The organism is Salegentibacter haimaensis, from assembly GCF_054121495.1.
Genome location: NZ_JBSYGH010000001.1, coordinates 16,526 through 27,955, shown reverse-complemented (window position 1 = coordinate 27,955; position 11,430 = coordinate 16,526). Strand labels below are relative to the sequence as shown.

At 42.4% G+C, this 11,430-nt stretch carries 11 protein-coding genes and 1 pseudogene; 10 read left to right on the top strand and 2 right to left on the bottom strand.

The genetic code is table 11. The features are described 5' to 3' along the window. Positions 1 to 159 precede the first annotated feature (159 nt). The 5 genes and pseudogenes from ACW6QP_RS00150 to ACW6QP_RS00130 form a co-directional block, all read left to right on the top strand. Positions 160 to 393: pseudogene (locus ACW6QP_RS00150) on the top strand (four helix bundle protein); the annotation flags it as partial. A gap of 47 nt (positions 394 to 440) precedes the next feature. After that, positions 441 to 1,184, top strand: a complete 744-nt coding sequence (locus tag ACW6QP_RS00145; protein ID WP_457908804.1) for a succinate dehydrogenase/fumarate reductase iron-sulfur subunit — start codon at positions 441 to 443, stop codon at positions 1,182 to 1,184. Positions 1,185 to 1,266: 82 nt separating this feature from the next. Continuing rightward, positions 1,267 to 2,421, top strand: a complete 1,155-nt coding sequence (locus tag ACW6QP_RS00140; RefSeq protein WP_457908803.1) for a methionine aminotransferase — start codon at positions 1,267 to 1,269, stop codon at positions 2,419 to 2,421. Positions 2,422 to 2,529: 108 nt separating this feature from the next. After that, on the top strand, positions 2,530 to 3,162 hold the full coding sequence (pdeM, locus tag ACW6QP_RS00135; protein ID WP_457908802.1) for a ligase-associated DNA damage response endonuclease PdeM: 633 nt from the start codon (positions 2,530 to 2,532) through the stop codon (positions 3,160 to 3,162). Between the two features lie 5 nt (positions 3,163 to 3,167). Next, positions 3,168 to 3,959: a tryptophan-rich sensory protein gene (locus ACW6QP_RS00130; protein WP_457908801.1), complete on the top strand. Its 792-nt coding sequence runs from the start codon at positions 3,168 to 3,170 to the stop codon at positions 3,957 to 3,959. 53 nt (positions 3,960 to 4,012) lie between these two features. Here the strand turns inward: ACW6QP_RS00130 and ACW6QP_RS00125 are convergent, their stop codons facing one another. Continuing rightward, positions 4,013 to 5,371 (bottom strand): dihydrolipoyl dehydrogenase family protein, encoded by a 1,359-nt coding sequence (locus ACW6QP_RS00125; protein ID WP_457908800.1) that lies wholly within the window; start codon positions 5,369 to 5,371, stop codon positions 4,013 to 4,015. Between the two features lie 124 nt (positions 5,372 to 5,495). Here ACW6QP_RS00125 and ACW6QP_RS00120 point away from each other — a divergent pair, with 124 nt between their 5' ends. From ACW6QP_RS00120 to ACW6QP_RS00100, 5 genes are all read left to right on the top strand, one after another. Continuing rightward, complete coding sequence (locus tag ACW6QP_RS00120) at positions 5,496 to 5,729, top strand: type II toxin-antitoxin system ParD family antitoxin (protein ID WP_457908799.1); 234 nt, start codon at positions 5,496 to 5,498, stop codon at positions 5,727 to 5,729. Positions 5,730 to 5,743: 14 nt separating this feature from the next. Further along, positions 5,744 to 5,983 carry a hypothetical protein gene (locus ACW6QP_RS00115; protein ID WP_457908798.1) on the top strand — a complete coding sequence of 80 codons (240 nt, stop codon included), beginning with the start codon at positions 5,744 to 5,746 and terminating at the stop codon, positions 5,981 to 5,983. Further along, positions 5,973 to 6,266, top strand: a complete 294-nt coding sequence (locus tag ACW6QP_RS00110; RefSeq protein ID WP_457908797.1) for a type II toxin-antitoxin system RelE/ParE family toxin — start codon at positions 5,973 to 5,975, stop codon at positions 6,264 to 6,266. The genes ACW6QP_RS00115 and ACW6QP_RS00110 overlap by 11 nt, the downstream gene beginning before the upstream one ends. 51 nt (positions 6,267 to 6,317) lie before the next feature. Then, positions 6,318 to 9,674 (top strand): transcription-repair coupling factor, encoded by a 3,357-nt coding sequence (mfd, locus tag ACW6QP_RS00105; protein WP_457908796.1) that lies wholly within the window; start codon positions 6,318 to 6,320, stop codon positions 9,672 to 9,674. A 192-nt stretch (positions 9,675 to 9,866) separates the two neighbouring features. Beyond that, positions 9,867 to 10,403 (top strand): outer membrane beta-barrel protein, encoded by a 537-nt coding sequence (locus tag ACW6QP_RS00100; protein WP_457908795.1) that lies wholly within the window; start codon positions 9,867 to 9,869, stop codon positions 10,401 to 10,403. A gap of 80 nt (positions 10,404 to 10,483) precedes the next feature. Here ACW6QP_RS00100 and ACW6QP_RS00095 read toward each other — a convergent pair whose 3' ends face one another. Next, positions 10,484 to 11,296, bottom strand: coding sequence for an NAD(P)H-binding protein (locus ACW6QP_RS00095; RefSeq protein WP_457908794.1), 813 nt, complete (start codon positions 11,294 to 11,296; stop codon positions 10,484 to 10,486). Positions 11,297 to 11,430: the final 134 nt, after the last annotated feature.

The window sequence follows — 11,430 nt, the reverse complement described above, 5'->3', positions numbered from 1 at the left end:
TAAGTGTTGATTTATATGGGAAACATTAATTCTTTTCAAGATTTGGAATGTTGGAAGGCATCAAGAGCTTTGAGAATATTTGTCTCTAAAAATGTACTTCCTAAGTTTCCTGAAATAGAAAAATATGCTTTAACCAGTCAACTTTGAAGATCTTCAAGATCGGTTGGTGATAATATTGCCGAAGGTTTTGGAAGATATAACTACCAGGAAAATATTCAGGCTTGCAGAGTGGCGCGCGGTTCTCTTTGTGAAGCATTAAATCAAATGATTACCGCTGTAGACGAAGATTATATAGATATTGAAACTTTGGAAGAATTTAGAAGTAAATTCAATAACACCAAAGCTATATTAAATGGTTATATCAATTATTTAAAGAATGCCAAAAATAGTTAGGATGTGGAACTCATAACCCATAACCTCTAACGCATAACATTTATACTATGAAACTGACCTTAAAAATATGGCGTCAAAAGAACGCTGAGGCGAAGGGAAAGATACAGACCTATCAGTTGGCCGATGTTTCACCCGATATGTCATTTCTCGAAATGCTGGATGTTCTTAACGAAGGTTTGGTAGAGAAGGGCGAGGAACCGGTGGTTTTTGATCACGATTGCCGTGAAGGAATTTGTGGTGCCTGTAGCTTACAGATTAATGGAGAACCACACGGGCCAGATCGTGAGATCACAACCTGCCAGTTGCATATGAGGAGCTTTAAGGATGGAGATACCATCACTATAGAGCCCTTTAGAGCTGCTGCTTTTCCGGTGATTAAAGATTTGGTGGTAGACCGTTCGTCTTTTGACCGTATTCAACAAGCCGGGGGATATATTTCGGTGAATACTTCAGGAAACACCCAGGATGCTAACTCGATTCCGGTAGATAAGGAAAGCGCCGATCTTTCTTTTAATGCTGCCACCTGTATTGGTTGTGGAGCCTGTGTTGCCGCCTGTAAAAATGCCAGTGCGATGCTGTTTACTTCAGCAAAAGTGAGCCAGTATGCTTTGCTACCGCAGGGAAAAGTTGAGGCTACCCGAAGAGTGCTTGCCATGGTCGAGCAAATGGATGCCGAAGGTTTTGGAAACTGTACCAATACCGGCGCCTGCGAGATCGAATGTCCAAAAGGAATTTCCCTGGAGAATATCGCCCGTATGAACAGAGAATATCTGAAGGCCAGCGTGAAATAAACGCCGGTTAAATAAATGATAATCCAGATCCCGGACTTTGAGTTCCGGGATTTTTTTTTGAACTTGATTAAAAACCGCGTTTATGTCCCTTTTCCATAATTTGCCTTCAAAACTCCCCGGCGGAAAGACCAGTATTTTCTCGATAATGAGTCAATTGGCCCGAAAACATCAGGCTATAGATATGTCTCAGGGTTTTCCAAATTTTGAAACCGATGCCCGGTTGAAGGATTTGGTATATGAGGCGATGAAAGAAGGACACAATCAATATCCTCCAATGAATGGAATTCCAGAGCTGAGGCAGCAGGTGATTCAGAAAATTGAAAATTTGTACGGCAAGAAATACGATGCCGATAAAGAAATTATTTTTACCGCCGGCGCTACCCAGGCTCTGTATTGTGCCATAAGTGCGCTGGTGCACAAGGGAGATGAAGTCATTGTTTTTAAACCGGCCTACGATTCCTATGAACCCGATATCAAATTGGCCGGCGGGCAGCCGGTTTTTGTTCAGTTAAAGGGGAAGGATTTCAAAATTGATTGGGAAGACCTGGAAAAGAAGATCAATTCAAAAACCCGAATGATCGTGATCAATACGCCTCATAATCCTACGGGTACCATTTTGGAAGAGTCTGATATGCGCAGGCTGGAAGGCCTTCTGAAAAACACAAATATCATCCTGCTAAGCGACGAGGTGTATGAGCATTTGATCTTTGACGGGGAGAAACACCAAAGCGCCTCGAAATTTCCCGGTTTAGCTGAAAGAGCCATCGTTTGTGCTTCCTTCGGAAAAACTTTTCATAATACCGGTTGGAAAATGGGTTATTGCGTCGCTCCTGAAGCCTTGATGAAGGAAATTATAAAATTCCACCAGGCAACGGTATTTTGTGTCAATCACCCAATGCAGCGGGCTTTTGCTGAATATTTAAAAGAACCAAAACATTATCTCGAACTTGGCGAATTTTATCAGCAAAAAAGAGATAAATTCCTGAAGTTAATCGAAGATACCAGATTTAAAGCAGATGTATCGAAAGGCACTTATTTCCAGCTGCTCGATTTTTCTGAAATCACCGATGAGGCCGATGTGGAATTTGCCAAAAGACTGGTAACCGAGTTTGGCTTGGCCAGCATCCCTGTATCGGTATTTAATATCGATGGAAAGGATAATAAACAGCTGCGTTTCTGTTTCGCCAAAACCGATGAAACTTTAGAGAAGGCGGCAGAAATTTTACATAAATTATAATTAAATCTCAACATCCCGGGATTAAACCTCACAGGTCTCGAAGACGTGTAGGGTTTTAGGAATAGACCTGACAGGTTTCTAAAACCTGTCAGGTCTAAAAGTGAAGCAATGAAAATAAACCTCCAAAATCAAAATTTTGAACTTCATCCCAGTGGGGCCGCCTATTGGGAAAATCGCGAGATCTTGCTTATTAGCGACGTGCATTTGGGGAAAATTTCTCATTTCCGAAAATTTGGCAGCGCGGTACCACACAAGGCTATCAATGCTAATTTTCTAAGACTTAGCGAGGTAGTTGGGAAATTCCAACCTAAAATCATTTGTTTTCTGGGAGACCTTTTTCATAGCAGTCTCAATAATGAATGGAAACTTTTTGAAAACTGGCTGAATTTTGTGCAGGCTGAAGTGGTGCTTGTAGCCGGGAATCACGACATAATTTCTCCGCTAAAATATGAAGCAGCCGGGGTGCATATTCATTCTGAATGGATTCTTGGTGATTTTCTGCTCACTCATCATCCCGAGGAGAGAGCCGGTTTTTTTAATCTCTGCGGGCATATTCACCCGGGCTACCAACTTAACGGAAAAGGCCGTCAAAGCCTGAAATTGCCTTGTTTTTTTCGCAAAAGGAATCAAATGATTCTACCTGCCTTTGGTGAATTTACCGGCAATTATATGATGGATTTAGAGCAGGGCGAAATGGCCTATGCCATTACCCAAAAAGAGGTTATCTTGATAAGCAAATAGAAAATATGGAAAAACGACTGGCAGTTTTAAATGCAATTTCGGTAGTGCTGGTGATCGCGGTGAGCTATATCTCCCAAACCGGAATCATCAACGGCAATACTATGGGTAGCCTAAGCGCCGATTATTATAATTTATTCACCCCGGCTTCGTATGCTTTTGCTATATGGGGGGTTATTTTTTTGGCTTTGCTCGCTTTTTCCGGCTATCAATTGTATCAGGCCTTTAAGGCTCGTAAGGATCTCGAATTTTTGCAAAAATCGGGGTATTGGTTTTTTATTGCCAATATGGCTAATGTCGCCTGGGTTTTCGCCTGGCTAAATGAATTTACAGGATTATCGGTTTTATTGATGTTCCTCATCTTAATTTCACTGATAAAAGTAATTCTAAACACCAATATGGAGCGCTGGGATGCACCTTTAAAGATCATCGCGTTTAGCTGGTGGCCCATCTGCCTGTATTCGGGTTGGATTGCCGTGGCCAGTATCGCGAATGTTTCGGCTTATCTGGTGAAAATTGGCTGGATTGCGCCATTTTTTTCCGAAGAGATCTGGACTGTGATAATGATCATTGTCGCAGGGATAGTAAATATCGCTATAATTTATACCCGAAATATGCGTGAATTCGCCGCGGTAGGGGTGTGGGCGCTAATTGCGATCTACTTTAGGCATTTCGATGAAATTCCGCTTATTTCCTACACCGCTCTGATTACTGCGGTGATCATCTTTTCTAATATCACCTATCACGGCTGGATGAACCGAAAAACCAATCCTATGTATAAGCTTATAAATAAAGATTAATCCCCACCCCCTCCTTCGGAGGGTCCCGATAGCTATCGGGAGGGGGGAGGATTTTAAAGCATCCCCTTGATATCATTTCCCCAGCTGGGATAGGCAAAAATCATCTTTTTCACGTCTTCGCAATTCAGCTTTCCGCACATGATCATCACGAACATATTGATCATTTCGGGAGCTTCAGGACCTATGAGGTGGGCGCCTAAAACCTCACCGGTTTTGTTATCGATTAAGGTTTTATAGGCATATAATTTTTCATTGATGTGTTTAGCGTTAAACCAGTCTGATGCCAGTTTTTGTTTTACCTTAAAATCCAGGCCTTTTTTTCGGGCTTCTTCTTCCTGTAAGCCTACCGATGCGAGTTTTGGATTGGTATAAACCGCAGTAGGCTGCGGCGGATATTTCGCCTTTTCGGGTTTTCCCTTACCTAATAAATTAGCGACCACTACTCTTGCTTCCTGCGACGACAGGGGAGTGAGCGGCAAACCTTCACTGTCTGACACATCTCCGCAGGCATATACGTTTTTATTGGTGGGGCTTTGCAGAAATTCATTTACCTCTATCCCTTTTCTGCTGAAAGCTATATTGGCTTTTTCAAGGTCGAGCTCATCGATAGAAGGCACTCTCCCGGCCGTGTTAAAGACCACCTCTGCTTTGGCTGAAATTTCCTTTCCGTTTTGCAAGGCTTTAATTCTGAAGTTCTTCCGCAGCTTCTCGATTTCGATTACTTCAGCATTGAAAATAAATTCGATGCCAAGTTCTTCTTCAGAATACTGCTGAAGGTATTTCACCATATCCTCATCGAAATTGGTGAGCGGCCTGGGCGCGACATCTACCATAGTTACTTTTGCACCCATTCTGGCTGCGATATGAGCGAATTCCATCCCAATATACCCTGCGCCTATAAACAGCATAGTTACGGGGAGATGTTCCAAATTGAGGAAATCATCGCTTACCAGGGCGTGATCCCGCCCTGGAATGTACAGTTCCAGGGGTTTGAGTCCGGTGGCGATGATAAATTTGTCGGCCGTAATGGTTTTTCCTTCCACCGAAAGTGTATTTTCATCAAGGAATCGGGGCGATTGGTGATACATTTTAATGCCCAGCTTCTCAAGTTTTTTTTCGGTGGCAGCAGGAACGGCATCTACGAAAGTCTTTTTAAATGCCATTAAATCGTCCCAGGAATATTCGGGTTGACGGGAAATGCCTTTATTCTCCATTTTTCGATTTCGGTCCAGGAGTTCACCAAAAGAAGTAAGCACTTTCTTAGGGTCACAACCTCTATTGGCACAGGTGCCGCCATACTCGCGGTTATCGGCAATAGCCACATTTAGCCCTTCTTCCACACAGGCATAGGCTACCCTTTTTCCGGCAGTTCCGGTGCCAATTACGAAAACATCAAAATGTTCGAAAGCCATAAATTCTAATTGAGATTTTAAATTAGGGATAGCCCGGGAGAAAGGCTGTTAGGGAAATGGTAAATCTTATTTTTGAGAATTAAATGGGCTGATTTTTAGTATATTTAGATGAAATTTTTGAGTTATGACGAGGAAAACTAAGATTCAATTAGATCCTTACTTCGAGGAGTTTATCAGGAATGAAATAACTGCAGGAAAATATGATTCGGTAAGCGAAGTCGTAAATGCAGGTTTAAAAATGCTGGAAGAATCTGAAAAATTAAAAGCACTTCGGCAGGCGATTCAGGAGGGCATAGATAGTGGGATTGATGAGGAATTTGATTCTCATTTATACTGTGAAATGTTGAAAAACAGATAACACTCATAATAATTATGAAAACGATGAATCTTAAAACCTCGGTATTGAAACATATTGAAAAGGCCGATGATCGTCTATTGGAAATGATGCTTTCCCTGGCCGAGAATTATGAGAAAGAGTCTTCAGTGCTTTCCCAGGCGGCGTATCAGGAAATGCTACAAAGGCGAGAGGATCACCTCAATGAGAAAAGCGAATCATATACCTGGGAAGAAGTTCAGAAAAAAGCAAAAAAGGCTTTAAATAATGGCCTTTAAGCTCATTATTCAAGAGAAAGCTGATTTTGAAATCATATCGGCTTTTCTTTACTATGAAGAGAAACAACCCGGACTTGGCGATATTTTTCTTGAACAATTAGATTTCTATTTTAACTGGATCAAAACTTACCCTCTTCACTTTGCCGAAAAGAGACCTCCTTTTAGAGAGGCAATACTTAAACGCTTTCCATTTGCTATCATTTATGAAACCACAGAAAATGAGGTGATAGTTTATTCTGTATTCAATACCTGGCAGGACCCGGAAAAGAAAACCCCACGTTAAAAAATTGTTGAGATATTGCCCGCCCGGCATTGGCGAATTATCTTTGCGCCAATGAGTAAATCTATTATTGCCCAAAGCTTTGCACAGTCCCCGCAGCAGCAGGAATTGAGGGAATCCCTTGTCCCGTCATCAAATAAACAATCTAAAATTCACCTAAAAGGCCTGGTAGGTTCTGCCTTTTCATTCGTTGCAGCCAATGCTTTTAAAGAAGCTGAACGACCTTTTCTCCTGGTGTTTAACGATAAGGAAGAAGCCGCTTATTATCTAAATGATCTCGAGCAACTAATCGGGGAGAAAAATGTGCTTTTTTATCCCGGCAGTTACCGTCGCCCCTACCAAATTGAGGAAACCGACAATGCCAATGTTCTTTTGCGGGCCGAGGTATTGAACCGAATCAACTCCCGTAAAAAACCGGCGATCATAGTCACCTATCCCGACGCACTTTTTGAAAAAGTGGTGACGCGTAAGGAGCTTGACAAAAGCACCTTGAAAATTTCAGTGGGAGATGAACTTTCGTTGGATTTCGTTAATGAGGTTCTTTTCGAATATAAATTCAGAAGGGTTGATTTTGTGACCGAACCCGGAGAGTTCTCGGTGCGTGGGGGGATTATCGATGTATTTTCTTTCAGCAACGATGAGCCTTACCGAATTGAATTTTTTGGGGATGAGGTAGACAGTATTCGCAGCTTCGATGTGGAAACCCAGCTGTCTACCGATAAGGTGAAGAAAATCTCGGTAATGCCTAATGTTGAAAACAAGCATTTAGATGAGGTTAGGGATTCTTTTCTGAAATACATTTCGGCCAATACCGTGGTTTTTTTAAAAAACCTCGATCTCTTCGCCGCCCAAACCGATAAGCTCTTTAAAAAAGCCGTTGAGGCTTTTGACAAACTTTCAGAAGAGGTGAAACACAGCGAACCCAAAGAGCTTTTTTGCAACGGAGAATTGCTTAAAAAACAACTTTTGGATTTTAGCGTGGTGGAGTTGAGCAATCAGGCTTATTTAAATCCTGAAGTGAGTATTGAGTTCACCATCAAACCCCAGCCTTCGTTCAATAAACAATTCGATTTGCTTATCGATAACCTTATTGAAAACCAGGAAAAAGGCTATAAAAATTATATTTTCTGCGTTAGCGAACAACAGGCTAAACGCTTTCACGACATTTTTGACGATCAGGAGCGGGAAGTCAAATATGAGACTATCACGCTTTCTCTGTTTCAGGGTTTTATAGATGAGGTCGCAAAAAATGTATGTTATACCGACCATCAGATCTTTGAACGCTATCATAAATTTCACCTGAAGAACGGTTATGCCAAGAAGCAGGCGATTACACTTAAAGAATTGACCAATCTGGAGGTAGGCGATTATGTAACCCATATCGACCACGGAATTGGGAAATTTGGTGGCCTGCAAAAAATTGATGTGGAAGGCAAAAAACAGGAAGCTATCAAACTCATTTATGGCGAGCGCGATATTTTGTACCTAAGCATTCACTCGCTGCATAAGATTTCAAAGTATAATGGCAAAGATGGGAAGCCTCCCAAAATATACAAACTTGGAAGCGGTGCCTGGAAAACCCTGAAAAATAAGACCAAGGCCCGCGTAAAGCATATCGCATACAACTTAATCGAACTGTACGCCAAGCGCCGCCTGCAAAAAGGTTTTGCCTTTGGGCCCGATTCTTACCTGCAGCACGAGCTGGAAGCGTCCTTTATCTACGAAGACACGCCCGATCAAAGCACCGCCACCGAAGCGGTTAAAGCCGATATGGAAAATGAACGGCCTATGGATCGCCTGGTTTGCGGCGATGTAGGCTTCGGAAAAACCGAGGTAGCGATTCGGGCCGCTTTTAAGGCGGTAGATAACAACAAACAGGTGGCCGTGTTAGTGCCCACCACTATACTTGCATTTCAGCATCATCAAACTTTTTCTGAACGCTTAAAAGACCTGCCGGTGCGGGTAGATTATCTAAACCGTTTCAGAACCGCGAAAGAACGCCGGGAAACCCTGGCCGATTTGGAGAGCGGGAAAGTAGATATCATCATTGGTACACATCAACTGGTGAACAAGTCGGTTAAATTTAAAGATCTCGGTTTGCTTGTCGTAGACGAGGAGCAAAAGTTTGGGGTGGCTGTGAAAGACAAGCTTAAGACGATCAAGGAAAATGTAGATACGCTTACCCTTACGGCGACGCCAATTCCGCGTACGCTTCAGTTTAGTTTGATGGCTGCAAGAGATCTTTCGACTATCACCACTCCGCCACCTAACCGATATCCTATCGAGAGCCATGTGATTCGTTTTTCCGAAGAAACCATTAGAGATGCAGTTTCCTATGAAATTCAGCGGGGCGGGCAGGTGTTTTTTATTCATAACCGGGTAGAAAATATCAAGGAAGTCGCCGGGATGATTCAGCGATTGGTGCCCGACGCCCGTATTGGCGTGGGTCACGGCCAGATGGAAGGCAAAAAACTCGAAAAATTGATGCTGAATTTCATCAATGGGGAATTCGATGTTTTAGTCTCTACCACCATCGTAGAAAGCGGTCTTGATGTGAGTAACGCCAATACGATTTTTATCAATAATGCAAATAATTTCGGCCTTTCAGACCTGCATCAAATGCGGGGGAGGGTAGGCCGAAGCAATAAAAAGGCCTTCTGTTATTTTATCACGCCTCCTTTCTCGGCGATGACAGAAGATGCCCGCAAACGAATTACGGCTCTGGAACAGTTTTCTGAGCTGGGCAGCGGTTTCAATATAGCGATGAAAGACCTGGAAATTCGCGGGGCCGGAGATTTGCTGGGCGGCGAACAAAGCGGATTTATCAATGAAATTGGTTTTGATACCTACCAGAAAATCTTAAATGAGGCCATTGAGGAATTGAAAGAAAACGAGTTCAAGGACCTTTATGCCGAAACCGAAAATATTGAGGATAAAGCTTTTGTGAAAGACACTCAAATCGATACCGATTTCGAGATCTTGTTCCCCGATGATTATATCAATAATATTTCTGAAAGGCTTAATTTATATACTGAATTAAATAACCTAAAGACCGAAGAAGAACTGCAGGCCTTTGAACAGCGACTCGTAGACCGCTTTGGTGAACTTCCGGCTGAAGCAGTAGATCTGTTAAATTCTGTAAGAATTAAGTGGATCGCTTCTAAAATCGGCCTTGAGAAAATCGTGCTGAAACAAGGCAAAATGATAGGCTATTTCATCGCCGACCAGCAATCGCGTTTCTACCAAACCACTAATTTTACGCGGTTACTGCAATACGTACAAACCCACCCGCAAAGCTGCAAGATGAAAGAAAAGCAAACCCGCAACGGTCTGCGTTTATTGCTCACTTTTGAAAAGATCACTTCTATTGATAGAGCATTAAAGGTTTTGGAGGCTTTTAAGGCCCACTAGCCCACGAGGGGGGAATTTCTGAGTAACCAGACCTCACAGTCCCGATGGCTATCGGGACTGTGAGGTCTTTGTTTTGGTAGAAGTTTAATTAGGCTGTTTTTACTAAAGATATTCCAGGATTAGCTCTCATATCCCTGTCGGGTTCGGTAAATAAAAACTAGGTTTGTAGTTCATTACAAAAACCGATTTATAATGCTTAAAAAATTATCTTTAATCGTATTTATTTTCATTGGCTTCAATTCTTTTGCTCAGGAATTTAATTTTGGGATTCAGGGAGGATATGCCAATACGAATATTGAATCTACTGAACAGGGTGCCCAGGTGACCGAAAACGAAGCCGGATTTTACATTGGACTTCTAACCGATTTTAAAATGTCTGAAAACTGGCATCTACAAGCCTCTGTAAATTATATTAAAGTTGTGGATTCCGATTTACTTTCTGTGCCAGTTCTTTTACAATATTATATTCAAAATTCCGGGTTTTATTTGCAGGCCGGTCCGCAGGGGACTATAGTTTTAGAAGATCATCCAGCGACCAATCAGTTTGGTTTGGATGCCGCCTTTGGAGTAGGTTATCATTTTACTGAGAACTTCTTTTTTGAGGCCAGATATGGACTTGAATTAACCAATCGATATAATGAGATGTCTATAGATCACGCACGCCAACATAATCTTGATATCAATAGTAGGGTAAATACCCTGACGATTGGTGTAGGCTATAAGTTTTAATTTGACGGAGACTTTGCCACGAAGAATTAAAATTGTCAATAAACCTGACAGGTTTCAGAAACCTGTCAGGTTTATTTTGATTAAATAGTCTTTCCAAACCCAAACCCCAACACTTCTTCCAGTTTTAGCGAACTAATCTTTTTCCCTTTGGAGATTCCGCTTTTATCGAATTCGGGTAAGGCGAGGCCTTTTTCCCTGGCCTGGGATGTATAATATTCTTCTTTAGTGGGATGGGAGGGATGCGAGGCGTTGAAAACTTCACCCCAGGAGCTGGTTTCTAAAATTTTTTGAATGATCGCTATACAATCTTCCTGCTCTATTAAATTCACCGGGGCTTTGGGGTTTTTAATACCACTGCGACCGGCCAGGAAATTGACCGGATGACGCCCCGGACCTATGAGTCCGCCGAAACGCACTACTGTGGTTTGAAAATGTTCATTGTTCAACAGCATTTTTTCGGCAGAAATCAGTTGTTTGGCTGCCTTTGAAGTGCCGTTGGGTGCATCTTCTTCGGTGTATTCGGGAAAATCTTCCCGGTCTTCATAAACCGAGCTGGAACTCACAAAAAGCACCTGCTCTACAGCCGATTTCTCTATATAATTTACAAGCCTGCCTATTTTTCCTACAAAATCGGCTTCAGGATCGCTTCGAAGTCCGGGTGGGATGTCGATGATCAGAGTTTTTATTTCGCTTAAAAAGGAAGTAAGATCACCCTGCACGCCTTCAGTGAAGATCTTTATCTGAAAGGGGGTAATGCCCGCAGCCTGCAGTTTTCCCATTTTTTCCTGCCGGGTAACCGAGCCTTTAACGTGGTAACCTGCATCGACCAGTTTTTTGGCCAGAGGGAAGCCAAGCCAGCCGCAGCCCAGAATGCCGAGATTTTTTGAAATCATAGGTTGTTAAAATTATTGACCCCTCGACTGCGCTCGGGGTGACAAGGAGCGGCCTCCCCAATGGGGAGGTGAGTAATATTGTTCTCCACTTTAAGGTTTAAAATTTAGAATTCTCATTCAATATTGCATTTATT